This is a genomic window from Candidatus Sulfotelmatobacter sp., from assembly GCA_035504415.1.
Lineage (GTDB): Bacteria > Vulcanimicrobiota > Vulcanimicrobiia > Vulcanimicrobiales > Vulcanimicrobiaceae > Vulcanimicrobium.
In genome coordinates, this window is record DATJRY010000021.1 from 14,482 (window position 1) to 38,674 (window position 24,193).

Sequence of the window (24,193 nt, forward strand, 5' to 3'; positions counted from 1 at the left end):
ATCGTTGCCACGCCAACTTGAAGCGGGCCTGGGAAGCGCCCTCAGGCTTAATTCTTAATTCTATCGTTGACAACCAGCGCCGGCCCCGTTACCATACGGATCAATGCGTAGACGCGCTGCCGCGGCCATTGCTCTCGCCATGGCCTGGATCATGGTGTGCCCCGGCCCGATTCGCGCAGCCGACGAGCCCTCGTTGCGCGTGCCGGTCCTCGATCCGGCGCCCTCGATGGAGGGCACGCTCGATCCCTCGTGGTCAAAGGCGGCCGAGCTGACCCTGGACCACGACTTCACCTACAAGCGTGCGCCCGCGGAGCCGACCCACGTCTACGTCGGCCAGGACGGTGCCGCGCTCGATGTCGCTTTCGTCGTCACCCAAGCCGAGGCGGTCGTCGACACGCAGACGACCAACGGCACCAACGTCACCAGCGACGACTACGTGATCGTCTATCTCTGGCCGCGCGGCACGCAGGGTTTCTCGTACTCCTTCGCCGCCAACCCGCGCGGGACGCGCTATCAGACCTCGAGCGAGAACACCGCCTATACGCCCCAGTGGGTCGCGGTCGGTCACCGCACGCCGACCGGCTACGTCGTCACCATGCGCATCCCGCTCGGCGTGATCCGCAGCGGCGGCTCGACCCATTGGAAAGCGCAATTCGCACGCGAGACGATCGCGACCAACAGCTTGGCCGTGTGGACGATGTCCGACCGCCAGCAGAACGCCAACGATCCCGCCTTCGCCGGGACGCTGCTCGACGTCGGCGCGGGCGCGAAGGCCGCGACGCGGCCGCAGCCGCGCGCCCAGATCTACGGGCTGGGCGAGCTCACCACGCCCGCCAACGGCGGCTCGACCGCGCGCGTGGGCGGCGACTTCTCGGTGCCCATCACGCCGACCGCGTCGTTCTTCGGGACGCTGCACCCCGACTACTCGAACGTCGAGATCGACCAGCAGACGATCGCACCGAACGCGTTCGCCTACCAGTACCAAGAAGTACGGCCGTTCTTCACCCAGGCGTCCAACGCGTACGACAACATGTTCAACTGCACGGACTGCCCGACGCTGCTCTACACGCCGGCCATCCCGATCTTCCGCGAGGGCTACGCGGTCGAGGGAACGCAAGGGCCGTTGACGTTCGCCGCCTTCGACGCGATCGGCGACGGGCGGGTCGACCAGTCGCAAGCGCTCGACTACAACGTCGAGACCAAGCAGAGCAACGTCGCCCTGGACTATCAGCACACCTCGGTCGACACCTCGGACGGCCTGCACGACGAGCTGACGTCGTTCACGAGCGGCTATCTCGATCAGCCTTCGCACCTGTTCGCGTATTTCAACGGCGCGCTCGAGCGCGGCACCGACGTCGCCAACCCGGCCGCGGCGGACTACGCGGAGGGCGGCTTCGGTTTCGTCAACTCGACCTCGGCGGTCGTGCTCAACTACCAGCAGCTCGGCCCCGACTTCAACCCGCCGGACTCGTTCGTGACGCAGAACGGGATCACCGGGTACGAGTTCTTCGCCAAGAAGACGCTCGATTTCGCGCCGGGCGCGCCGCTGCACGACGTCTACGGGCAGATCTTCGCCGCCCGGTACCACGAGCCCGACGGCGCGCCCGGTCAGGTGCAGCTGGCCGAACAGCTCAACTTCGACTTCCGCAGTCTGATGACGCTGCACCTCTTCGGCGGCTACGAAGGCGTGCAGACGGCCGACGCCGGCTTCCTGCCCTTCGACGCGAACGGCGCCGAGGTCGGCTACAAGGTCGCGACCAACACGCCGACGTACGTGCAGTACACCGGCGGTCCGTACTATCACGGCATGCTCGACGCGTGGAACTACATCTCGACGATCCCGCTCGAGCGCAAGATCCACCTGCGCGTCGAAGCCGACCGCGACTCGTACTTCACCACCTACGCCGGCGAGCTGCAGTCGACGCAGTGGCTCGAACGCGTGACGCTCGATTGGCAGTTCAACCGCGACACCTCGTTCGACCTCGGGTTGCGGCGCATCATCGGCCGCGAGATCCCCAACGCCATCGTGCCGCCGACGTTCCAATACGTGAACGCGAGCAACGTCACCGCCGCCTTCCACTTCCTGGCGCTGCACAACGAGTTCTATCTCGTCTACGGCAACCCCAACAGTTTGGGGACGACGCCGGCGCTGTATCTGAAGTGGATCCGCTACATCGGGGCGCCGAAGGGAACCTGACGCCGCCGGGCTAGTTTCCGCGCGGTAACCACGGCACCGAAAAGTGCGTACTGGCGCGTAGCGCGCGTTCGCGCTACGATGCCGCTGCGATGACGCACGGCGAGGAGGTCGTGGCACGCTGGCGATGCGGATCGTGCGCGAATACGCACGGAGCGCTGATCCTGCTGCTGCACGGCGAGGGGAGCGACGAGGACGAGCTGTTCGACCTGGTCGTGCTGCTGCCGGCCGAGCCCGCCATCGCCGCGCTGCGCGGCTTCACCCCCGACGGCGCCGGCTACGGCTGGTTCGCGGCGGACGCCGACGGCCGGCCGGATCCGGCGTCCCTGGATACGGCGGTCGCGCGCGTCGAGCGCTGGCTCGACGAGCAAGCCGGCGACGCGGAAGAGATCTGGCTCGCCGGCGTCGGCCAAGGCGCCACGCTGGTCGACGCGCTGCTGCGGCGCGCGCCCCAGCGGTACGCCGGCGCCGCGCTGCTCGAGAGCCCCGCGCGCGACGGCCGGGTCGCGCTCGACGGGCTCGACGTCTACCGCGGTCGGCGACCGCACACCACCGGCGAGCTGCGCGACCTCGTCGATTGGTTCTCCGCGCGCACGACCCCACCGACCCTCACCATCACGGGAGAACACCGATGACCGCCACCACGCAAAGCACCGAGAAATACGCGATCGACTCCGCTCACTCGTCGGCCGACTTCGTCGTCCGTCACATGGTCATCGCCAAAGTGCGCGGGCGCTTCGGCAAGCTGACCGGCACGATCGACGTACCGGCCGGCGCCGAGGTCCCCACCAGCGCGACCGCCGAGATCGACGTCAACTCGATCGACACCCGCGAAGAGCAGCGCGACGGGCACCTCAAGTCGGCCGATTTCCTCGAAGCGGACAAGTACCCGACGATCACCTTCGTCTCGACCGGGACCGAAGGCAACGGCCCCTCGTTCACGCTCAAGGGGATGCTCTCGATCCACGGCGTCACCCGCGAGGTCGCGATCGCGGCCGAGTACGAAGGCCGCGGCAAGGACCCGTGGGGCAACGAGCGCATCGGCTACAGCGGCCACGTCACCATCAACCGCAAGGACTACGGCCTGACCTGGAATCAGGCGCTCGAGACGGGCGGCGTCCTGGTCGGGGACGAGGTCCGCATCGAGATCACCGTCGAGGCCATCAAGCAACAGGCTTCCGCGTAGCGGAAGCCTGTTGCTGTCCTCGCTTCGCGGCGGTCCGCGCAACTCGGTGCCACGGGGCGAGGTCTTCGCGGGGGAATGATGCCGACCGCGTTGGCGACGCGCCCGGCGGGGGATTGCCCCGTCGAGCGCGCCATCGCCCAGCTCGCCGACAAGTGGAAGCTGCAGATCCTGCTGGTGCTGGCGGATCAGGAAGTCGTGCGCTTCCGCGAGCTCCAGCGCCAAGTGCACGGCGTCTCGCAGAAGGTGCTCACCAAGGCGCTGCGCGAGCTCGAGGCCGACGGCCTGGTCGAGCGGACGGTCTATGCCGAAGTGCCGCCGCGCGTCGAATACCGCCCCAGCCCGCGCTGCGCGCAGCTGCTGCCCATCCTCGCGCAGCTGCAGGACTGGGCGGTCTCCACGTCCGCGGCTGGGGCGTAGCCCGAACGCGCAGGCTCGCGAAGCGCAAGCCGCGTTAGCTGTCGGCTTTGCGGCGGCGCGCGGTGCGCGTGCCGCCTTCGAGCGCGCGCATGCGGCGGTCCAGCTGATGGACCTGCAGCGTCAGCTGCTCGACCAGCGTGACCAGCGAGGCGTCGGCGGCGTGCGCGACGTCGTCGGGCGGCCCGTCCTTCCCGGTCGCGAGGAACCAGGGCGTCACGCCGAACAGCGCCGCCAGCTTGAGGCCGACGACGAAGCTCGCGCTCTTGGTTTGACCCGACTCCATCTGCCGGATCGCGCCCTCGGTGATACCGACGGCATGCGCCGTCGCGCTCGGCGTGAGGCGCCGTCGCTCGCGCAGCGAGCGCAAGCGCTCGCCGAAGGTCTCCGACACGCCGGGAAGTATACGAACCGCCTCGCGAAGTGTGGTATTGCGCTTCCCGGCCTAGTATGCTACGAGTATCGTGATGCACAGTCCCGCCGGGTGCCCGGAGTGCCTCCACGCCTGGTCGCTCCACACCCCGACCGGGTGCACGTTCCGGCTCGCCGGGACCCGCATCACCCCGCCTCGACCGTGCTCTTGCACCCGCAGCGGACACGGGCGAGGTCGGTGGGTCAGCTTCGTGCACGGCGGCTGACGGAACCCCCGGCACCTCTCGCGTAGCTTGCGGGCCATGCCCGCACGCGCGCGTTCATCGCTCGCCGTTCTCGTCGCGACGCTGACGCTCGTCGCCACGCGACCGGCCCAGGCCGACCTGCCCGCCCGCCCGGCGACGCCGGCTCCGGCGCCCAGCCCGACGCCGTCGGCCAGCCCGACCCCGGGTCCCACCCTGCGCTGGCGCAGCCTCGGCCCGGCGGTCGCGGGCGGCCGCGTCGCGACGGTCGCCGGCACCGACGCCGATCCGGCGCTGTTCTTCGCGGGCGCCGCCGGCGGCGGCGTGTGGAAGTCGACCGACGGCGGCGCGGCGTGGCAACCCGTCTTCGACGCCGCCGGCTCGCAGTCGATCGGCGCGATCGCGATCGCGCCCGGCGACCCGAAGGACGTTTGGGTCGGCACCGGCGAGGCCTGGCCGCGCAACGACGTGCTGGCCGGCGACGGCATCTATCACTCGAGCGACGGCGGCAAGACCTGGACGCGGCGCGGTCTCGAGCGCACCTCGCAGATCGCGCGCATCCTGATCGATCCGCGCGACCCGCGGCAGCTCGTCGTCGCCGCGCTGGGCGACCCGTTTCGGCCCAACCCCGAGCGCGGCATCTTCCGCAGCACCGACGGCGGCGCGACGTGGACGAAGACGCTGTTCGTCGACGACGGTGTGGGCGCGGCCGACGTCGCGCGCGATCCGAAGCACCCCGACGTGCTGCTCGCCGCGATGTGGCGGTTCGGCCGCTCGAGCTGGCATTTGACCAGCGGTGGTGCCGGTGACGGCATCTATCGCTCGACCGACGGCGGCGCGACCTGGGCGCCGCTGCGCGCACAGGGCTTGCCGGACGGCCCGCTGGGACGCATCGCGCTCGCGTACGCGCCCAGCGACGCGCAACGCGTGTATGCGCTCATCGAGTCCACCCAGGGGCTGCTCTGGCGTTCGGACGACGGCGGCGAAACCTGGAAGAAGACCTCGTCCAACACCTTGATCGACGAGCGCCCCTTCTACTACACGCGGTTGGTCGTCGATCCGCACGACGCCGACCACCTCTTCTCCGTCTCGGTGCTGCTGGCCGAGAGCACCAACGGCGGCCTGACCTGGCACCGCACCGGGCGCGGGCTGCACGGCGACCATCACGACCTGTGGATCTCGGCCGACGGCAAGACGATCCTCGAAGGCAACGACGGCGGCGTCGGCACCTCGCGCGACGGCGGCGCGAGCTGGCAGTGGCATCGCACGCTCCCGATCGAGCAGTTCTATCACGTCGCGACCGATCGCGGCGAGCCGTACCGCATCTGCGGTGGACTGCAGGACAACGGCAGCTGGTGCGGCCCCTCGCGCACCGGCGACGCGCGTGGCATCTTGGCGCGCGACTGGAGTCGCCTCTCGGGCGGCGACGGAACGTGGGTCGTCCCCGATCCACGCGACGCGCGGACGGTCTACGCGGCCGACGGCGGCGGCGACAACGCCGGCGAGATCTTCCGCACCGACCGCCGCACCAACGAGGTGGTCGACGTCTCGCCGTATTTGCGCGACCAGAACGTCGTCGCGCCCGCGCAGCTGCGCTGGCGCTTCAACTGGGAGACGCCGATCGCGTTCGATCCGTTCGCGCCGCACGTCGTCTACACCGCGGGCGACGTCGTCTTCCGCAGCGCGGACGCCGGCGCGCACTGGACGCCGATCAGCCCCGATCTCACCCAGAACGTCAAGGTCCGCCAAACGCTCTCCGGCGGCCCGATCACCCTCGACGTCACCGGGGCGGAGACCTTCGACACGATCCTCGCGCTGGCACCCTCGCCACGCGCGCGCGGCGAGCTGTGGGCGAGCACCGACGACGGCGTGGTCCAGCTCACGCGTGACGGCGGCGCGCACTGGACGAACGTCACGCCGGCGGGCGTGACGGCCGATGCGCGCATCGACGCGATCGAGGCTTCGCACGCGGCGGCCGGGACGGCCTACGTCGCGATCGACCGTCACTTCGTGGGTGACCGCACGCCCGACGTCGAGGTGACGACCGACTACGGGCGCACCTGGCGCCGGGTCGTGCACGGCCTCCCGGCCGACATGGTCGACGTCGTGCGCGAAGATCCGGCCGATCCGGACGTCCTGTACGCCGGGACGGACCACGGTGTGTGGTTGAGCCTGGATCGCGGCGAGCACTGGGAGCCGTTCCCCGCCCCGCTCCCGCCGGTGGCCGTGCGCGACCTGACGGTGCAGCCGGTGGCCGGCGACCTGATCGCCGCCACCCACGGCCGCGGACTGTACGTGCTCGACGATCTCACCCCGATCCGCAGGCTGGCGGCGGCGCGCCGGGCGGGCGTCTCTCTGTTCGCGCCGCGTGCCGCGCACGCGTACGGAAGGGAGACCCCGACGACCGACGTGGCCGCCGCGGGGACGGATCCGCCCGCGGCGAGCATCTCGTTCTGGCAGCGCAGCCCTGCACGCGGCGAACCGAGCATCGACGTCCTCGACGCGTCGGGACGTCTGGTGCGCCGTTTCGCCGGCACGCACGACGAAGACGGCGACGCGGTCCCCAACGTGCCGAACGCCGCCGGCCTGAATCGCGTCGCGTGGGACCTCACCGAGACGCCGCCGACGCCGTGGCGCCGCGTCGCCGCGTGGGACCGCGGCCCCGACGGCGGACCGGCCGTGCTGGCCGGCGTCTACACGGTGCGCTTGCACCGCGACGGGCGCACCTACACGCAGACGATCCGCGTCACCAGCGACGTGCCCGCCGACCAGGCGCGCCGCGGTCACGCCTTCGTCGCCGCCGTCACCGCCGAGCTCTCGGCGCTCGACGACGCGCTCAACGCGCTCGACAACGTGCGCCTGCAGACCGCCGGCGCGCTGCCGTCGCTCGACGGCGCGCTGGCCGAGCGCGCGCGCCGCACGCGCGACGACGCGGCGCGCCTGGAGGCGACGATCACCTCGCACCCGGTCAACGATCAGGACGACGACTTCCTCGAAGACCTCTTGCGCGAGCGCGTGCTGACGTTCTTGAGCGACCTGGGCCCGGGAACGCCGACGCAAGCCGAGATCACCGAAGCGGCCGCGCTACGTCGCGAAGGTGCCGCGGCGCTCGACCGGTACCGCGCGTTCCTCGCCGCCGACGTCGTCCCGCTCGACGCCGCCCTGCGCGCCGCCGGCCACCTCACGCTCGACTTGCGCGCACTGCCGGTTCCCGCGAAGCCCGACCCCAACGCCGACGAGCACGCGCGCCGCGGCGACGAGGACGACGACTAGCGGGAGCTAGAGGACCAGGCCGCGCCGCACGCACTCGCGCAGCAGCGCCTGACGATCGGGCAAGCCGAACGTCATCAGGATGCGCGAGACCGTGTTGCGGATGGTCTGCTTCGAACGGTTGCGCGCGGCCGCGATCGCGGCGGTCGACATCCCTTCGCACAGCAGCACGAGCACGGCGCGTTCGGTCGGCGAGAGCTCGCTGACGATCGGGTCGGCATCGCCCGGATCGACGGCCGGCGCGATGGTGCGCAGCGGCGAAGAGGCGGCGACCTTGCGCAAAACGCCGTCGACGTACTCGCGCAGCGAGGTCTGCCCGGTCAGCTCGTGCAGCCGCGTCGCGGCCACCAGCGCGCGCCGCTCGTAGCCGATGCGGCGATACAGCTCGAAGGCGCGCTGGGCGCGCTCGCGCGCCTGGATGAGGTCGCCGGCCGCGTGCGCGACGACCGACTCGGCGTCGGCGATCGCGGCTTCGTCGCGCGGATCGTTCATCAGCGAGGACATCGCCGAGGGACCGCGCAGCCGCCGATGACGCTTGAGCACCGCGCTGGCGCGCAGCACGTCGCCCGACGCGGCCAGCTCCGTCGCCAAGGCGAGGAACGCGTTGCGCTCGTGACCGCCCACCGACTCGTCGGCGATCGCATCGGCGGCGACGCGCACCCGGCTGACGAGGTCGGCGTGCGCGTAGCGCTCGCCGGCGGCGCGGAAGATCTCCGCCCGGCGGCACTGCGCCGCCAGGCGCGTCGCCGGCGTCGGCGCCGCCTCGTCGGCGTGCGCCGTCCAGGCCAACGCGTCGCCGACGCGCCCGCGCGCTTCGTCCATCAGCGACGCGTGATACGCGACCAAGTAGCGCGAGTGCGAGAGACCGCTGGCGGACCAATCGAAGCGCGCTACCCGCCGTTCGACCATCGCCCAAGCGTCGGCGTCGAGGCGCTCCGCGGCCAACGTCGCCAACGCTTCGAGCGCCATCGCTTCCATGAAGCGGTCGTGGTGGCGGCAGCCGTCGAGCGTGACCAGCGCGGCGGTGAACGCCTCGGTCGCGGCGACGTAGTCGGCGCGGGCGACCGCGACCCAGCCGCGGTACTCGAGCGCGCGCGCGTAGACGATGTCGGCGTCCGGCAAGACCGCGTCGAGCGCGCGGTCGGCGTCGTCGAGCGCACGTTCCCCGTAGTAGCCCAGTGCGAGGTTGAGCGCGATCTCGGAGCGCACCGTCGGGTGCGCGCGCGCGGCATCGGCTTGCGCCGTGAGCAACAGATCGATCCCGCGCTGCAGCTCGCCGCGGCGGACGTAGGCCGTGCCCAGCAGCATGCGGGCGGTCAACGAGGTGTCGAGTCCGCCGGCCGCCGCGACGAAGGTGCGCTCGAGCTCGACGATCGCCTCGTCGGGGCGCCCGATGCGCAGCATCGCGCGAGCGCGCAAGAGCGCGAGTTGCGCCCGATCGTCGGGCGCGTCGGCGCGAACGCGTCCGCACAGGGCGAGACACTCGGCGAAGTCGCCGGCAAACCAGGCTCGCATCGCGTCGGAGAACGCCACCCGTCCCAGACGCTCGGATCGAATTCGTTCGGAAAGCATCGGTCCCACACCCGGAAAGGCGGAGGAACAGCACACCGACGGCCCCCGCACCGTCGTTACGGCGGAGTTCGCCACCCTGCTGCGGATTCCGTTCGTCCCAATGGAGTACCGCGATTGTCCATCGGTCGATTCCTCACGTCCCGGTCAGTTCGGTCCCTTGGCCCGCGAGTGCCGCGAGGATCGCGCCCGGTCCGGCGCCGGCCACCACGGCGCGGCGCGCACCGCCGCGCACGGCGCGAATCGCCGCCGCCATCTTGGGAATCATGCCGTCGCTGAAGGTTCCGTCGACGAGGAAGGCCTCGGCCTGATCGGCCGACAGCCGCGGGATGACGGAGCTCGGATCAGCCAGGTCGCGGCGCACGCCGGCGACGTTGGTGATGACGACGTAGGCGTCGGCGGCGAGCGCGCCGGCGATCGCGCCGGCCGCCGTGTCGGCGTTGCAGTTGAGCGCGGCGCCGTCGGTGCGGTCGAGCGCCAGCGGTGCCACCACCGCCACGAAGCCGGCATCGAGTAGGACCCGGATCGCGCTCGGCTCGACCCGCTCGATCTCGCCGACGTAGCCCAGGTCGACGCCGTCGATCGCGCCGGCCCGGCGCGCCACGAGCAGCCCACCGTCCTCGCCGGAGATCCCGACGGTGCGCGCGCCGCGCCGCGCCAGCGCGCGCACGAGCGCCTTGTTGACCGCGCCGCACAGCACGTACTCCACCACGTCGCGCGCGGCGCGACCCGTCACCCGCAGGCCGGCGACACGCGGCTCGTCGATCGCCTTCGCGCGCAGCTCGGCGTCGATCTGCGGCCCGCCGCCGTGGACGAGGACGACGCGGTCACCGCGCGCGGCCAGCGCCGCGACCTCGTCGAGCACCGGGTCGGGCGCGCCTTCGGCCGCCATCGCGTTTCCGCCGTATTTGAGGACGATCAGCACCACGGGACGCTCGGTGATCGGTGTGGTAGGGTCCTGCATGGCGAGGATCGATTCTCTGCGGACGCCCGAGCCGGCATTCGCCGCGGTCCCGGATTTCGCGTACGCGCCGCTGGCCGTCGACGACCTGCCCGGTTACGAGGGCCTGCGGCTGACGTACGTCGACGCCGGGCCGCCCGGCGCCGCGCACGTCTTCCTGTGCCTGCACGGGAATCCGACCTGGAGCTTCCTCTACCGGAGGATGTTCGCGGTCTTCCTGGCCGAGGGCGCGCGGGTGATCGCGCCCGACCTGTACGGTTTCGGCCGCTCCGACAAACCGACCGACGAACGGGTCTACACGTTCGACTTTCACCGCGACGCGCTGCTGCGTTTCGTCGAGCGGCTCGATCTGCGCGGCGTGACGCTGGTCTGTCAGGACTGGGGCGGCCTGCTCGGCTTGACGTTGCCCCCGGCGCAGCCGGACCGCTTCGCGCGCGTGATCGCGATGAACACGCTGCTCGCCACCGGCGACGTGCCGATTCGCGAGGGCTTCTTCGCGTGGAAAGACTACAGCAACAGCCATCCCGACATGGACGTCGCCGCGCTGCTGCGCCGTTCGACTCCGATCTTGCGCGACGCCGAAGCGGCGGCGTACGGCGCGCCGTTTCCCGACGCGCGCTACAAGGCCGGGGTGCGCGCGTTCCCCGATCTGGTGCCGGTGACGCCCGAGATGGACGGCACCGCGATCGCTCGCGAGGCGCGCGACTGGTGGCGCACGCAGTGGCGCGGCGCGACGTTCCTCGCCGCCGGCGGGAAAGATCCCGTGCTGGGCGAGCCGGCGATGCTCTCGCTGCAGTCGGTCATCCGCGACGCGCCACCGCCGGTCGTCTTTCCCGACGCCGGTCACTTCATCCAGGAGTGGGGCGAGCCGGTCGCACGCGCCGCGCTGGCAGCGTTTCGCACGTCCGGCGCGTGAGCGTGTCGCGCGCCGCTCCGCGAGCTGCGCGTGCAGCGCAAGCGGGTCGCGCATGCGATGGCGCGGGTACAAACGTGAGCGGAGGTTTTTCTCACGTGAACACCCATGATCGCCCGGCCGCTCCGGGCCTGCTTCAACGAGAGCCCGGCAGCGACGAACACTTGCACGCACTTTGGACCAACGCCGGCTTGGTCGAAACCGATCGCTCGTTGCCCGAGATGCGCACGATCGAAGCCGTGCACCAAGCGACACTCGCCGAGTCGGCGCCGATGGCACTGTTCGGCTTCGCGACCGGCACCTTCTTGGTCGCGCTGCTGCTCAGCGGCCTGATGCCGGCGGCGACCGGTATGATGGCCGTCGTTCCGGCCTTGCTGTTCTTCGCCGGCGTCGGACAATTCATCGGCGGCTTGTTCGCGCTCTCGCGCGGCAGCACGTTCGGCGCAACGGCTTTCTGCTCGTTCGGAATGGGCAACGTCATCGTCGCCTCGTACGCGTGGATGCAGCAGGCCGGCGTGATCCCCACCGGCACCGAGTCGACGACGCTGCTCGGTATGGGCTTGTTCTGCTTCGCCTACATCGCGCTCTCGCTCGCGATCGCGGCGCTGCGCACCAACGTCGCATACTTCCTGACCGTGCTGGCGCTGGTCCCCGGCTACGCGCTGGTCGCCGCGACCGACGTCGGTGCGGCGCCGGTCGTCGGCCAGATCGGCGGCTGGTTTCTGATCGCCGCGGCGCTGTTGGCCTTCTATTCCGGCGGTGCCGTCGTCATCAACAGCCAGTGGTGCCGCGAGGTGTTTCCGCTCGGCGCGATCGGGCGCCACTAGACGCTTGACAGCGGCGGTCGGTTCGGGCTATACGTTGAACCTCAATGTCCGTTCGACGACCGAGCCGACCGCCCACGACCGCGCCCGTGCGATTCGCACCGGGTCCGCTCGTCATGTGACGGACGGATCCGGTGGAAGAACGACGGGCGCGCCGCATTCGGCGCGCTTTTTCTTTTGACGCGGCGGCGCTGGCGCGGCTGCGCGCGGCGAGCCTGCGGGAGCTGGGGCGGCTCGACGACGCGCATGCCGGCGACTTCGCGCGCGACGCGCAGTCCGACTTCACCCGGCTCATGCTCGACGATCGCCTGGTCGCGTTCGTGCTGTGCGACGGCGAGGAGATCGTCGGCTCGGCCTGCGCGATCTTCTTCGAGCGGCTGCCGTATCCGGACGGCACCCTGCACGCCGAGATCGCGGGCGTCTACGTCGCGCCCGGTCACCGCGGCGAGGGGTGGGCGGCGCAACTCGTGCACGCCGTCGTCGACGCCGTCACCGTCCGCGGGGTCCGCAAGACGATCCTCCACCCCTCGCCCCTGGCCCGCCCCCTCTACGAGCGGCTGGGGTTCATCGACGAGCCGGCGATGCGGCTATGCACGTCGTGAGCCGGCTCAGATGACGCCGATGATCGCGAGCACCAGGAGGATGACGATGAGCAGCCCGACGCCGCCGCCGCCCCACGAGACCGGCGTGTAGTACGGGCGACCCGCGTTGACCGGCACCAGGCCGCCGACCAGCCACAGGACCACGAGAATGACGAGTATGGTAACGAGCATGCTTCCATGCATACCCGGGCAACCCCGATCGCAGCCCTCCGGCCGGGCCTGGCTATTGCATAATTATGCAGGTGATGTATAATCATGCACATGGTTACGCTTCCGGCGGCCGGGCGGCTGCGTGGGCGGAACGTCCTCACCGTCACCGACCTGGACGGGGACGAGCTCGCCAGCCTGCTGGCGCTCGCCCAGAACCTCAAGGCCCGGGGCCGCGAGCAGCTCACCCTGCTGCGCGGCAAGACGCTGGTCATGCTCTTCGAGAAGCCCTCGCTGCGCACGCGCGTCTCGTTCGAGGCGGGGATGACGCAGCTGGGCGGCCACGCCGTGGCCGCGACCGGCGGCGATTTCGGCATCGGGACCCGTGAGTCGCCCGAGGACGCCGGGCGCGTGCTTTCGCGCTACGGCGACGCCATCATCTATCGCACCCACGCGCACGAACCGCTGGTCCGCTTCGCCGGCGCCGCCACCGTGCCGACGATCAACGCCCTTTCCGAAGCGGCGCACCCCTGTCAGGCCTTCGCCGACCTGCTGACGATCCGCGAGCGCTTCGGGACGCTGGCCGGTTTGCGGCTAGCGTTCGTCGGCGACGCGCGCAACAACGTCGCCGTCTCGCTGACCGAAGCCGCCGCGATGTGCGGGATGTCGATCACCTTCGCCGCGCCGCCGACCCACCGTCCCTCCGACGCGCTGCTCGGCCGGTTGGTGAAGCTCGGGGCCGCGCACAACGTGACCGCGCGCGCCTTCACCTCGCCGCTGCGCGCGGTGCGGGACGTCGACGTCGTCTACACCGACGTGTGGACCTCGATGGGCGACGAGCAGTTCGTCGAACGGAACCAAGCCGCGCTGCGGCCCTACCAGGTCAACGCCGCGCTGATGGAAGCGGCCGCGCCGCACGCGCTGTTCATGCACTGCTTACCGGCGCACCGCGGGGAAGAGGTGACGGCCGACGTGATCGACGGCCCGCACAGCGTCGTGTTCGATCAAGCCGAAAACCGGCTGCACGCGCAAAAGGCGCTGCTGCTGGCCCTCCTCACCGATCTCCGTGGGCTGAGCGAATGACCGAATCCCCGCTGCAACCGAAGACCAAGCGCCAACGCGCGATCCTCTCGCTGATCGCCGCGCGGCCCGTCCGCTCGCAGGATGAGCTCGCGACGCTGCTCGAGCAGCAGGGCTACGAGGTCACGCAAGCGACCGTCTCGCGCGACATCAAGGAGCTGGGTCTGCTCAAGGTGCCGCTCAAGGGCGGCAACGGCGGCGCCTTCAAGTACATCGAGCCGACCGTCGGTCCGGCCTTCAGCTCGCGCTTGCACCGCGTCGTCGCCGACGTCGTGATCGGCGTGCGCTCGGCGGTCAACCAGATCGTCTTGCGCGCCCATCCGGGGACGGCCATGATGCTGGCGGCCGCGATCGACGCCGCCGACTGGCCCGAGATCCTCGGCACCATCGGCGGCGACGACACGGTGCTCGTCATCGTCGAGTCGCTCGAGAAGACGCCCATGATCCGCCAGCGCTTCGAAGACATGCGCTCCTCCCAATAGGAAAAGGTAGTTAGGAACATGACCACGGTGATAGAGCGAGCGCAGCAGAATCGCGCTGCGAACGAATCTCGTTGCGAGCTCGGCTTCGGGGGCCCCACGCTTCGCGTGGGGGGCGCGGAGCCTGGGGCGGAGCGCCGTTAAAATGAAAATCGTTCTCGCGTACTCTGGTGGCCTCGACACGTCTGTTTTGCTCAAGCAGTTCATCGAGCAGGGTCATGAAGTCGTGGCGATGACGCTCAATTTGGGCGAGTCCGACATGGTGGCCGGCGAAGGGTCGCAGGACGCGCTGCTGGCGGTCCGCCGCAAGGCCCTGCAGCTGGGCGCGTCCGACGCGGTGCTGATCGACGCGCGCGAACGGTTCATCGACGAGTACGCGTACAAGGCGCTGGCCGCCAACGCGCTCTACGAAGGCGTCTATCCGCTCAGCGCGGCGCTCTCGCGGCCGCTCATCGCCGACCTGTTGGTCGAGACCGCCGCCGAGTACGGCGCCGACGCGGTCGCCCACGGCTGCACCGGCAAGGGCAACGACCAAGTGCGCATCGAGGTCGGCGTGCGCGCCAAGGCGCCGCACCTGCGCACGCTCGCGCCGCTGCGCGACCATCCGCTCTCGCGCCCCGACGCGATCGCCTACGCCGAGAAGCACGGCGTGCCGATCGCGCACACGCAGGCCAAGCCCTACTCCGTCGACGCCAACCTGTGGGGTCGCTCGATCGAAGCCGGCGTGCTCGAGAACCCGTGGAACGCGCCGCCCGACGACGCCTACGCCTGGACGGTCGCGCCGCACGACGCGCCGGCCGAGGGCAGCGAGGTCGTCATCGCCTGGGAGCGCGGCCTGCCGTCGATCGACGGTGCGACCGGCGCCGAGATGGTGTTCGAGCTCAACAAGCTGGCCGGGAAGAACGCCGTCGGCCGCATCGACCTGATCGAGGACCGCGTCGTCGGGCTCAAGTCGCGCGAGGTCTACGAGTGTCCCGGCAGCGTCACGCTGATCGAGGCGCACAAAGCGCTCGAACGGCTGGTGCTCACGCGCGACGAGCTGCGCCTCAAGGCCGCGCTCGACCAGAAGTACGGCGAGCTGATCTACGACGCGCTATGGTCCTCGCCGCTGCGCGACGCGCTCGACGCGTTCAACGCCAAGATCGCCGAGCGGCTGAGCGGCGAGACGCGGGTGAAGCTGCTGCGCGGCCGCGCGATCGTGACCGGTTCGCGTTCGCCGTACGCGCTCTACGACGAGTCGCTGGCGACCTACGGCGCCGGCGACCGCTTCAGGCACGACGCGGCCGGCGGCTTCATCGAGATCCACGGCTTGCCGGTCGCGGCCGGCGCCGCCAAGGCCGCGCAGGCCGCCGAACGCGCCACCCCGCAGACGGTCTGACCGCGTCATGAGCTCGCTGCAGTGGGGCGGGCGGTTCGCGTCGGCTCCCGACGCGGCGCTGCTCGCCTTCGGCTCCTCGCTCGAGGACGATCTGGTGCTCGCGCCGTTCGACGTGCGCTGTTCGCTCGCGCACGTGACGGCGCTGCGCCGCGTCCTCGCGCCCGACGACGCGACCGCGCTGCGCGCCGCGCTCGAGACCGTCGCCGGCGAGATCGCCGACGGCTCGTTCGCCGCCTGGGCGACGACGCACGCCTTCGAGGACGTCCACGGCGCGATCGACGCACGGGTGCGCGAGCACGCCGGGCCGGCCGGCGAACGGCTGCACGCCGGCCGCTCGCGCAACGATCAGGTCGCGACGACGCTGCTGCTCTACGCGCGCGACCGTGCGACGCAGGGCGCGCGTTTGGCGCTCGACGTCGCCGCGTTGTGCGAGGACCGCGCGCAGAGCGCGCTCGAACGGCGCGCGCTGCTCGCGGCGACGACGCACTGGCAGCCGGCGCAGCCGGTCCTGCTCGCGTTCTGGCTCGACGCGGCGGCGCAGGGTTTCGTGCGCGCGGCCGAGCGGTTCGCGCGCGTCGCGCTCGATGCGTCGCGGTTCTGCCCGCTCGGCAGCGCGGCGCTGGCCGGCAGCTCGCTGCCGCTGGACCGCGCCGCCGCGGCGCTCGAGCTGGGCTTCGCCGGCCCCAGCCGCAACGCGCTCGACAGCGTCGGCGACCGGGACGTCGCGCTCGACCTGCTGCACGCCGCGGTGCGCGCGGCCGTCGCCGCCGCGCGCCCGAGCGAAGAGCTGGTGCTGTGGGCCACGCCGGCTTTCGGGTACGTTCGGCTCGACGACGCCGCCTCGACCGGTTCGAGCTTGATGCCGCAGAAGCGCAACCCCGATCCGTTCGAGCTCTGCCGCGCGGCGGGCGCACGCGCGATCGGCGTCTACGCCGGCGCGTTGGCGTCGGTCAACGGGATCGCGCTCTCCTACCACCGCGACTTGCAGGAGACCAAGGCGCAAGTCATCAGCGGGACCGAGAACGCGTTGGCCGCGCTCGACGCGTTCCGCCGCGCGTTCGGGCACGTGCACTTCAACGAAACGGTCACCGGCGCGCATGCCGCCGACGGTTATACGGTCGCGACCGATCTGGCCGACGCGGTGATCCTGGCCGGCGCGACCGCGCGCGAGGCGCATCGCGCGGTCGGCGAACGGGTCGTGCGCGCCGAGACGGAAGGCCGCGCGCTCGACCTCAGCGACGCGCACGCGCTTGGGGTCCCCGACGCGCCGCTCGACGCGGCCGCATCCGTGCTCGCCAAGCACACACCGGGCTCGACCAACCCCGACGCGGTCGCGACCGCCATCGGTCAGACCCGCGCGGCGATCGAGACGCTGGCCGCGCAGTTGGAGACGACCCGGTGAGCGAAGGAACGAGGGAGACCCGCACGCCATGATCACCGCCCACGTCGTCGGTGCCAGCGGCTACGCCGCCGCCGAGCTGATCCGCCTGATCGACCGGCACCCGTCCGTCGCGCTGGGCGTGCTGGAGAGCCGTTCCAGCCCCGGCGTCGCCGTGGCCGACGTGTTCCCGTGGCTGCCGCACGTGCACGTCGCGTTCGAGGAGAGCGGGACGGTGCTGGCCCGCGTGCGCGAGGACGACGTCGTCTTCATCGCCGCCGGACGCGAGCAGGCGCGCGAGCTGGCGCCGCAACTGCTGGCCAAGGCCGCGCGCGTCATCGATCTCTCCGACGCCTTCCGGCTCGAGGCACACGCCGGCGAGGCCGTCTTCGGTTTCCCCGAGCGGTACCGCGACCAGATCGCCGGCGCGCGACTGATCGCCAACCCCGGCTGCTACGTCACGGCCTCGCTGTTGGCGCTGGTTCCGTTGGGTCCGCTCGCCGACCGCATCGCCGGCGTCGTCATCGACGCCAAGAGCGGCATCACCGGCGCCGGCCGCACGCCCGCGGTCGCGTCGATGTTCGCCGAAGTCTACGGCGACGTGCGCGCCTACGGCCTGGACGGCCATCGCCACGGCCCCGAGATCGTGCAGGAAGCGCGCGCGGTCGGCATCGGCGCGCCGATCGTTTTCTCACCGCACGTGGTGCCGCTGCCGCGCGGCATCCTGGCCGACGTCTACCTCGTGCCCCGCGCCCCGATCGAGCGCGACGAGGTGTTGGCGCTCTATCACCGCTTCTACGCCGCCAACCCGTTCGTGACGGTGTTCCACGACCTTCGCGCGCCGTATCTGCCGGCGCTCGAAGGAACCAACGACGCGCACATCGCGGTCGCGCAGCGCGAAGGGGTCGTCCAGGTGCTCTCGGCGCTCGACAACCTGGGCAAAGGCGCGGCGGGGCAAGCCGTGCAGAACATGAACATCATGCTCGGTCATCCGGAGGAGCTCGGCCTCGATGCTCGCACCCACGCCAACTGACGGCGCGACGGAAAACATTCGCCTGGTCAAAGTCCGCGGCGGCCTGGGCGCGGTCCCCGGCGTGCGGATGGCCGGCGTGCACGCCGGGATCAAGAAACGCAAGACGGACCTGGCGCTGATCGCGCTGCCGGGGCCGCACGTGTGCGCGCAAGTGATCACGACCAACGAGATCAAGGCGGCGCCGCTGCTCGCGACCAGCGCGAACCTGGAGGCCGACGGCGACCAGATCGCGGCGATCGTCGCCAACGCCGGCTGCGCCAACGCGTGCACCGGCGAGCGCGGCTTGCGCGACGCGCAGACGACGGCGCGCCACGCGGCGACGCTGCTGGGCGTGCGCCCGACCCAGATCGTCGTCGCCTCGACCGGCGTCATCGGCGTCACGCTGCCGATGGACCGGCTCGCGAAGGGGCTCGACCGCGCGGTCAAGCAGCTCGAAACCGGTCCCGAAGCGGCCAACGAAGCGGCCGAGGCGATCATGACGACCGACCACGTCCCCAAGCTCGCCGGCTACGCCTGGCACGAGAACGGGCGGCGCTACGCGATCGGCGGCATCGCCAAAGGCTCGGGGATGATCGCCCCCAACATGGCGACGATGTTGGCGTTCCTGGTCACCGACGCCGAAGTCTCGCGCGACGGGCTGACCGAAGCGCTGCGCGAGGCGGCCGACGGCACGTTCAACATGATCTCGGTCGACGGCGACATGTCGACCAACGACGCGGTGTACTGCTGTGCGAAGCCCGGCACCGAACCGGCGTCGCCGGGGCTGCGCACCGCGCTGACGGCGCTCTGCCGCGACCTGGCGGTCGCGATGGTGCGCGACGGCGAAGGCGCGACCAAGCTGCTGACGTTCCGCGTCACCGGCGCACGCGACGAGAAGCAGGCGCGCACGATCGCGCGCGCGGTCGTCAACTCGAGCCTGGTCAAGACGGCGCTCTACGGCGAGGATCCGAACTGGGGCCGCGTCATCGCGGCCGCCGGCAGCGTCGGCGCGGGGATGGACCCCACCACCTGGTCGCTCTACCTGGGCGGCCACACCTGGGTCGAGCGCGGCGCGATCGAAGCGATGAGCGAAGCCGAAGCCCACGCCGTGCTCGAGGACTCGTCGGTCGACGTACGGCTCGACCTCGGCATCGGCGACGCCACCGCGACCGGCTGGGGCTGCGACCTGACCGGCGACTACGTCCGCATCAACGCCCACTACCGGACTTGATCACCATGCTGCAAGCATCACGTGGGGCGCGCATTGTGACGCGGCATCCGCATTTGATGGCGAACTATGGCCGGCTCGAGCTGAACATCGTGCGCGGCGAGGGGTGCTGGCTGTTCGACGAGTCGGGCAACGCCTACCTCGACATGGTGGCGGGGATCGCCGTGTGCGCGCTCGGCCACGCGCACCCGCGCATCGCGCGCGCGATCGCCGAACAGGCCGCGACGCTGGTGCACGTCTCCAACCTCGTCCACCACGAGCCGGCCGGGACGCTGGCGGATCGGCTCGCCGAGCTGTCGGGTTTCGACACGGTCTTCTTCTGCAACAGCGGCGCCGAGGCGAACGAAGCCGCGATCAAGCTGGCCCGCAAGCACGCGTATCGGAGCGGCCGGCCGAACCGCAACGTCGTCTTGGCCGCGCGCGGCGCGTTCCACGGCCGCACGTTCGGCGCGCTGGCCGCGACGGACAACCCGAGGTACCACGAAGGCTTCCAGCCGCTGCCGCGCGGCTTCGCGCACGTTCCGTTCAACGACATCGCGGCACTCGACGCGGCGATCGACGAGACGACGGCGTGTTTCTTGGTCGAACCGGTGCAAGGCGAGAGCGGCGTCGTGCCCGCGACGCGCGAGTATCTCCAAGCGGCGCGGCGCTTGTGCGACGAGCGCGGCGCGCTGTTGATCTTCGACGAGGTGCAATGCGGGATGGGCCGGCTCGGCCGCTTGTTCGCGCACCAGCTCTACGAGGTCACGCCCGACGCGTTCACGCTGGCGAAGTCGCTCGCCAACGGCCTGCCGATCGGCGCGCTGATCGTGCGCGGCCCGGCCGCCACGTCGTTACAGCCCGGCGACCACGGCACCACCTTCGGCGGCTCGTGCGTCCCCGCAGCCGCCGCGCTCGAGCACCTGGCGATCCGCGACGTGCTCGACCTCGACGCCCACGTCGTCGCCGTCGGCGCGCTGCTGCGCGACGAGCTGGCCGCGATCGCGAACGACTTCCCCGCCGTGTTCGAACCGCCGCGCGGCATCGGCCTCATGCTCGGGCTGCCGGTCCGCGAACCGCACGCCGCCGGCGCCTTCGTCACCGCCGCGCTCGATCAAAACCTGTTCATCAACGCCGCCGGCCGCAACACCCTGCGCTTCGTCCCCCCGCTCATCATCACGACCGACGAAGTCCGTGACGCCATCCAGCGCCTTCGCGCGACGATCACCGCGGTTCTCTCTCGGCCGTAAGGGTTCGAGGTGCTCCGCGGAGCGGAGCCACTTTGGCCGCCTCACGCCTTGGCGGCCTCGTCCACCACTTGCGACGCCCGGTGGAGCCGGCGGGTGGGTGGATCGTTGGAGAAGAGCTTCTGTACTCTGTTACGGCACGGCGGCTGAAAAGGTTCGCGAGTTCGATGAAGGCTCGGTAACGATTCGCTCGGGGGAATCTGAGCGCGGCCGGGGGCCTACAAGGCCAAGGCCGGACGCCGCTCGCCGACCCGGGTAGCGGCCTCGAAGGCGGCCGCCACCCGCAGGAGCGCGGCCTCGCCGCGGTGCCGGCCGATCAGTTGGATGCCGACCGGCAATCCCTCGGCGGTGAAGCCGGCCGGAACCGAGATCGCCGGGTGGCCGGTGACGGTGATGCGCGAGCACGAACGCATCCAGTCGACGTACGTCTCCATCTGCACGCCGTCGATCTCGGTCGGATACGGGACGTCGATCGGAAACGGCGAGACCTGGTTGACCGGCGCGGCCAGCACGTCGTAGCGCTCGAAGAACGCGTGCATCTGCGCGAACACCTTGGTCCGCGCGACGTCGGCCGCCGCGACCTGCGCGCCGGTCAGCGCCAAGCCGGCGTCGACGTTCCAGCGCACGGTTTCCTTCACCAGCGACTCGTGACCGGCGATCAGCGGCCGCAAGCCGGCGAACAGGAGCGCGCGGAGCACGAAGAACACCTCGTCGGCGGCCGACAGATCGGGCTCCGCCGCGTCGAGGACGCAGCCCAATCGATCGAAGACCGCCCGTTGCGCGTCGAGCACGACGCGAACCGCCGGCTCGACCGGCAATCCGCCCAGCGTCGGACTCCACGCGACGCGCGTTCCGCGCACGTCGAGGTCGAGCGGGTCGCGAAACGTGCGCGGATCGTCGTCGAGCGCGAACGGATCGCGCGCGTCGGGTCCGGCCAGCACGCTGAGCAGCAGCGCGACGTCGCCGACGGTGCGTCCCATCGGCCCCGACACCGCGATCGGCAGCCAGCCGTTCTCGGCCGGCCACTGCGGGACGCGCCCGAGCGACGGCCGCAGGCCGACGACGTTGCAGAAGTTGGCCGGATTGCGCAGCGAGCCGCCCAGGTCACTGCCGTCGGCCAGCGCGACCATGCCGGTCGCCAGCGCGACCGCGGCACCGCCGCTGCTTCCACCGCACGTCTTGCCGAGGTCGTACGGGTTGCGCGTCGCGCCGAACACCGGGTTGAACGTCTGCGAGCCGGCGGCGAACTCCGGCACGTTGGTCTTGCCCACCGCGATCGCGCCGGCGGCGCGTTGGCGCTGCACCAGCAGCGCGTCGACGTCGGGGACGAAGTCTGCCAAGATCGGCGAGCCGAAGGTCGTGCGCATCCCGCGCGTGAGCACGGTGTCCTTGTGCGCGACCGGCAAGCCGTGCAAGGGCCCCGGCTGGGCGCCACGCGCCAGCGCGTCGTCGGCGCGTTGCGCCGCGGCCAGCGCGCCCTCGGCGTCGAGCGTGACGATCGCGTTGAGGCGTGGGTTCTCGCGCTCGATCTGCGCGAGATGTGCCCGCATCAGCTCGCGCGCCGAAAGCTCTTTCGCGCGCAGCCGGCGCGCCAGCTCGGTGGCCGGGAGGAAGCAGAGTTCGTCCACCCCCGCCCGTTCGTGCTCCTCAGGCCGCGTGCCCGCCGTCCATCACGACCAGCCGCGCGGGCCCGCGCAGCGCGGGCCGCGCGCCCTGCGATTCCGGCGTCTTGAAGCCTTCGAGCAATTGCTCCAGCGAGCGGGCGCGCTCGCGCGTCGCGCGGGTCGAGCCGTCGACGTGCGCGAGCTCGCTGACGATCTGCTCGGTCGCCGCGCTGATCTGCTCCATCGCCGCCAGCGAGCGGCTCGCCTCGCTCGCGATCGCCGTCAAGAAGCTCGCGATGTGACCGCTGGTCCGCTGCTGCTCGTCGGCATGCGCGGCGTTGCGTTGCGCGTCGTCGTCGAGTGCCGCGATCCGGTTCGCCAACTCGCCCGAGGTGCGGCGCATGTGCCCCGCGCGCACGGCGACGTCGCCGGCCACCGCCGCGGTCCCGTCGATCGCCCGCCGAATGCCGCCCAGCGCGTCGGCCGCGCTGCGGGCGAGATCGGTGCCGCTGGCGGTCGCGGCGGCGGCTTCGCGCATCGCGCCGGCCGCACGGGCGGCGTCGCTGCGGGTCGCGGCCAAGCTGGCCTCGATCTCGCGGGTCGCGCCGCGCGAACGCTCGGCGAGCGCACGCACTTCCGATGCGACGACGGCGAAGCCGCGGCCGTGTTCGCCGGCGCGGGCCGCTTCGATCGCGGCGTTGAGCGCGAGCAGGTTCGTTTGATCGGCCAGCTCCTCGATCAGCGAGACGACCTGCAGGATGGTCGTCGAACGCTGCTCGAGCGCGTCGACGACCTCGGCGGCTTCGGCGCTCAGCGTTCCGATCGCGGTCATGGCGGAGACGGCGCGCTCGACCGCGGCATCGCCGTGCTCGGCTTGCGCTCGCGCGTCGGCCGCGGCGGCGGCCAGCTGCGAGCCGAGGGCGTCGAAGGCGGCGATCTCGGCGTCCAGCGAGGTGACGCCGCGGGCACCGTCGGCGGCCGCTTGGGCCTGGCGGCGCGACGCGGCGGCGATCGCGGCCGCGCCGTCGGCGAGGCCGGCGGTCTGCACGTGCGCCTCGCTGAGCTGCTCGGCGTGTCCGGCCGAGGCGGCCGTCGCGTCGCGCACCGCGGTCAAGATCTGCCGGCCGGCGCTGGCCGATTCACTCGTGCTGGCCGCCACCGCGTCGCTCTCGGTCGCGACCTCGGTCGAGACGATCGCGATCCGGTGCACGACGTGCTGCAGTCCTTCGACCATCGCGTCGAAGGCGTGCGAGATCGCTTGCAAGCCGGCGACGAGGTCGCCGTAGCTGCCGAACAGGATCCCGATCTCGTCGGAGGAGGTGTTCTCGATCGGCCGCCGTTCGGTCGCGTACCGGACGGTGAGATCGCCGCCGGCCAGCGCGTCGAAGGCGCGCACCAGCCGCTCGACGTCGTCATTGGCGACGCGTCCGAGCGCGCCGGTCACCCGGCCCAAGCGCACCGCCACGGAACGGCCGACGATGAACGCGCCCAGCCCGAACGCCAGCACCGCCCCCAGCGTGCTCAGGATGAGCGTCCACATGACGGCACGTTCGTCGGCGACGGCCTCGGCGTTGGCCGTGGCGGCCCCACCGGCGACGTAGGCGTAGAGCTTCTCGGCTTCGCCCCGGACCTCGCTGAACGTCGCCTTGGCGTGGCGCAGGCCGTCGACGGCTTCCTGCCGGCGACCCGCGCGAATCGACGCGACGCGCTGTGCGTAGGTCTTGTCCAGACCGGCGATGCCGTCTTCGATTTGCTGCTCGAAGACGTCGATCTGCTCGAGGCTGGTATCTGGCACCGCGCTCGTATGGTCGCTGTCGTGCAGCACGGCCAGCTTCGCCCGCAGGTCGCGCTGCTCGGCAGCGACTTGGTCGATGTACTGCGCGTCACCCGTGGCGATCAGCGCACGGACGGCGCTCTGTTCGGCCAGGCCCGCCGTCACGACGTTACGGATGTCGGTCGCGACGGCTTCGAGCGCCTGCGCGCGCGCCGTCGCCGCGACCATCGCCACGATGCCTCGCTGGGTGACGACCGCCACCACGACCATCAGGACGATGGCGATCAGCGAGGCCAGGGCGATCTTGGCACCGACGGGAAAGCGCGCGCGCACGGGTGCT

Annotated in this window: 21 protein-coding genes; 15 read left to right on the forward strand and 6 right to left on the reverse strand. The window is 71.3% G+C overall.

Features of this window, described 5'->3' with window-relative positions:
• Positions 1–139 precede the first annotated feature (139 nt).
• From VMD91_17925 to VMD91_17940, 4 genes are all read left to right on the forward strand, one after another.
• Positions 140–2,197: a hypothetical protein gene (locus VMD91_17925; protein HTW85954.1), complete on the forward strand. Its 2,058-nt coding sequence runs from the start codon at positions 140–142 to the stop codon at positions 2,195–2,197.
• Positions 2,198–2,286: 89 nt separating this feature from the next.
• Entirely contained in the window at positions 2,287–2,829 is a 543-nt protein-coding gene (locus VMD91_17930; protein ID HTW85955.1) for a hypothetical protein, read from the forward strand.
• Positions 2,826–3,380 carry a YceI family protein gene (locus VMD91_17935; protein ID HTW85956.1) on the forward strand — a complete coding sequence of 185 codons (555 nt, stop codon included), beginning with the start codon at positions 2,826–2,828 and terminating at the stop codon, positions 3,378–3,380. The genes VMD91_17930 and VMD91_17935 overlap by 4 nt, the downstream gene beginning before the upstream one ends.
• Before the next feature lie 78 nt (positions 3,381–3,458).
• Positions 3,459–3,797 (forward strand): helix-turn-helix domain-containing protein, encoded by a 339-nt coding sequence (locus VMD91_17940; GenBank protein ID HTW85957.1) that lies wholly within the window; start codon positions 3,459–3,461, stop codon positions 3,795–3,797.
• 34 nt (positions 3,798–3,831) lie between these two features.
• Here the strand turns inward: VMD91_17940 and VMD91_17945 are convergent, their stop codons facing one another.
• Entirely contained in the window at positions 3,832–4,188 is a 357-nt protein-coding gene (locus tag VMD91_17945) for a helix-turn-helix domain-containing protein (GenBank protein ID HTW85958.1), read from the reverse strand.
• A gap of 280 nt (positions 4,189–4,468) precedes the next feature.
• Here VMD91_17945 and VMD91_17950 point away from each other — a divergent pair, with 280 nt between their 5' ends.
• The gene (locus tag VMD91_17950) at positions 4,469–7,681 is read left to right on the forward strand and encodes a hypothetical protein (protein HTW85959.1); all 3,213 of its coding nucleotides are present in this window, start codon (positions 4,469–4,471) and stop codon (positions 7,679–7,681) included.
• 6 nt (positions 7,682–7,687) lie between these two features.
• Here the strand turns inward: VMD91_17950 and VMD91_17955 are convergent, their stop codons facing one another.
• Complete coding sequence (locus VMD91_17955) at positions 7,688–9,193, reverse strand: helix-turn-helix domain-containing protein (GenBank protein HTW85960.1); 1,506 nt, start codon at positions 9,191–9,193, stop codon at positions 7,688–7,690.
• A 190-nt stretch (positions 9,194–9,383) separates the two neighbouring features.
• Positions 9,384–10,211 (reverse strand): acetylglutamate kinase, encoded by an 828-nt coding sequence (gene argB, locus VMD91_17960; GenBank protein HTW85961.1) that lies wholly within the window; start codon positions 10,209–10,211, stop codon positions 9,384–9,386.
• On the opposite strand from argB, the gene VMD91_17965 reads away from it, so the two are divergent.
• The 3 genes from VMD91_17965 to VMD91_17975 all read left to right on the forward strand — a co-directional run bounded on the left by VMD91_17965 (position 10,210) and on the right by VMD91_17975 (position 12,547).
• A complete protein-coding gene (locus VMD91_17965; protein ID HTW85962.1) occupies positions 10,210–11,124 on the forward strand; it encodes a haloalkane dehalogenase in 915 nt (304 codons plus the stop codon). The genes argB and VMD91_17965 overlap by 2 nt on opposite strands.
• Before the next feature lie 161 nt (positions 11,125–11,285).
• The gene (locus VMD91_17970; GenBank protein HTW85963.1) at positions 11,286–11,948 is read left to right on the forward strand and encodes an acetate uptake transporter; all 663 of its coding nucleotides are present in this window, start codon (positions 11,286–11,288) and stop codon (positions 11,946–11,948) included.
• 131 nt (positions 11,949–12,079) lie between these two features.
• On the forward strand, positions 12,080–12,547 hold the full coding sequence (locus VMD91_17975; protein ID HTW85964.1) for a GNAT family N-acetyltransferase: 468 nt from the start codon (positions 12,080–12,082) through the stop codon (positions 12,545–12,547).
• Positions 12,548–12,553: 6 nt separating this feature from the next.
• Here VMD91_17975 and VMD91_17980 read toward each other — a convergent pair whose 3' ends face one another.
• The gene (locus VMD91_17980) at positions 12,554–12,718 is read right to left on the reverse strand and encodes a hypothetical protein (protein ID HTW85965.1); all 165 of its coding nucleotides are present in this window, start codon (positions 12,716–12,718) and stop codon (positions 12,554–12,556) included.
• A gap of 90 nt (positions 12,719–12,808) precedes the next feature.
• On the opposite strand from VMD91_17980, the gene argF reads away from it, so the two are divergent.
• From argF to VMD91_18015, 7 genes are all read left to right on the forward strand, one after another.
• Positions 12,809–13,777 (forward strand): ornithine carbamoyltransferase, encoded by a 969-nt coding sequence (argF, locus tag VMD91_17985; GenBank protein ID HTW85966.1) that lies wholly within the window; start codon positions 12,809–12,811, stop codon positions 13,775–13,777.
• Complete coding sequence (locus tag VMD91_17990) at positions 13,774–14,256, forward strand: hypothetical protein (GenBank protein ID HTW85967.1); 483 nt, start codon at positions 13,774–13,776, stop codon at positions 14,254–14,256. The genes argF and VMD91_17990 overlap by 4 nt, the downstream gene beginning before the upstream one ends.
• 142 nt (positions 14,257–14,398) lie before the next feature.
• Positions 14,399–15,631, forward strand: a complete 1,233-nt coding sequence (locus tag VMD91_17995; protein HTW85968.1) for an argininosuccinate synthase — start codon at positions 14,399–14,401, stop codon at positions 15,629–15,631.
• Positions 15,632–15,638: 7 nt separating this feature from the next.
• Positions 15,639–17,033, forward strand: a complete 1,395-nt coding sequence (gene argH / locus VMD91_18000; GenBank protein HTW85969.1) for an argininosuccinate lyase — start codon at positions 15,639–15,641, stop codon at positions 17,031–17,033.
• Between the two features lie 28 nt (positions 17,034–17,061).
• Positions 17,062–18,042 (forward strand): N-acetyl-gamma-glutamyl-phosphate reductase, encoded by a 981-nt coding sequence (gene argC / locus VMD91_18005; GenBank protein ID HTW85970.1) that lies wholly within the window; start codon positions 17,062–17,064, stop codon positions 18,040–18,042.
• Positions 18,020–19,252 carry a bifunctional glutamate N-acetyltransferase/amino-acid acetyltransferase ArgJ gene (gene argJ, locus VMD91_18010; GenBank protein ID HTW85971.1) on the forward strand — a complete coding sequence of 411 codons (1,233 nt, stop codon included), beginning with the start codon at positions 18,020–18,022 and terminating at the stop codon, positions 19,250–19,252. The genes argC and argJ overlap by 23 nt, the downstream gene beginning before the upstream one ends.
• 35 nt (positions 19,253–19,287) lie before the next feature.
• Complete coding sequence (locus VMD91_18015; protein ID HTW85972.1) at positions 19,288–20,478, forward strand: aspartate aminotransferase family protein; 1,191 nt, start codon at positions 19,288–19,290, stop codon at positions 20,476–20,478.
• 215 nt (positions 20,479–20,693) lie between these two features.
• Here VMD91_18015 and VMD91_18020 read toward each other — a convergent pair whose 3' ends face one another.
• Together VMD91_18020 and VMD91_18025 are read right to left on the reverse strand one after the other, a co-directional pair.
• Complete coding sequence (locus tag VMD91_18020) at positions 20,694–22,103, reverse strand: amidase (protein ID HTW85973.1); 1,410 nt, start codon at positions 22,101–22,103, stop codon at positions 20,694–20,696.
• Positions 22,104–22,122: 19 nt separating this feature from the next.
• Complete coding sequence (locus VMD91_18025) at positions 22,123–24,186, reverse strand: HAMP domain-containing methyl-accepting chemotaxis protein (protein HTW85974.1); 2,064 nt, start codon at positions 24,184–24,186, stop codon at positions 22,123–22,125.
• Between the last annotated feature and the right edge of the window lie 7 nt (positions 24,187–24,193).

Excerpts from the sequence above, each read along its gene's own strand:
- VMD91_17925 (HTW85954.1), top strand. The coding sequence starts at position 140 with ATGGCCTGGATCATGGTGTGCCCCGGCCCGATTCGCGCAGCCGACGAG.
- VMD91_17950 (HTW85959.1), top strand. The coding sequence starts at position 4,469 with ATGCCCGCACGCGCGCGTTCATCGCTCGCCGTTCTCGTCGCGACGCTG.
- VMD91_17940 (HTW85957.1), top strand. The coding sequence starts at position 3,459 with ATGCCGACCGCGTTGGCGACGCGCCCGGCGGGGGATTGCCCCGTCGAG.
- VMD91_17980 (HTW85965.1), bottom strand. The coding sequence starts at position 12,718 with ATGCTCGTTACCATACTCGTCATTCTCGTGGTCCTGTGGCTGGTCGGC.
- VMD91_17955 (HTW85960.1), bottom strand. The coding sequence starts at position 9,193 with ATGCGAGCCTGGTTTGCCGGCGACTTCGCCGAGTGTCTCGCCCTGTGC.
- VMD91_17930 (HTW85955.1), top strand. The coding sequence starts at position 2,287 with ATGACGCACGGCGAGGAGGTCGTGGCACGCTGGCGATGCGGATCGTGC.
- VMD91_17995 (HTW85968.1), top strand. The coding sequence starts at position 14,399 with ATGAAAATCGTTCTCGCGTACTCTGGTGGCCTCGACACGTCTGTTTTG.
- VMD91_17935 (HTW85956.1), top strand. The coding sequence starts at position 2,826 with ATGACCGCCACCACGCAAAGCACCGAGAAATACGCGATCGACTCCGCT.
- argH (HTW85969.1), top strand. The coding sequence starts at position 15,639 with ATGAGCTCGCTGCAGTGGGGCGGGCGGTTCGCGTCGGCTCCCGACGCG.
- VMD91_17965 (HTW85962.1), top strand. The coding sequence starts at position 10,210 with ATGGCGAGGATCGATTCTCTGCGGACGCCCGAGCCGGCATTCGCCGCG.
- argC (HTW85970.1), top strand. The coding sequence starts at position 17,062 with ATGATCACCGCCCACGTCGTCGGTGCCAGCGGCTACGCCGCCGCCGAG.
- argB (HTW85961.1), bottom strand. The coding sequence starts at position 10,211 with ATGCAGGACCCTACCACACCGATCACCGAGCGTCCCGTGGTGCTGATC.
- VMD91_17990 (HTW85967.1), top strand. The coding sequence starts at position 13,774 with ATGACCGAATCCCCGCTGCAACCGAAGACCAAGCGCCAACGCGCGATC.
- argF (HTW85966.1), top strand. The coding sequence starts at position 12,809 with ATGGTTACGCTTCCGGCGGCCGGGCGGCTGCGTGGGCGGAACGTCCTC.
- argJ (HTW85971.1), top strand. The coding sequence starts at position 18,020 with ATGCTCGCACCCACGCCAACTGACGGCGCGACGGAAAACATTCGCCTG.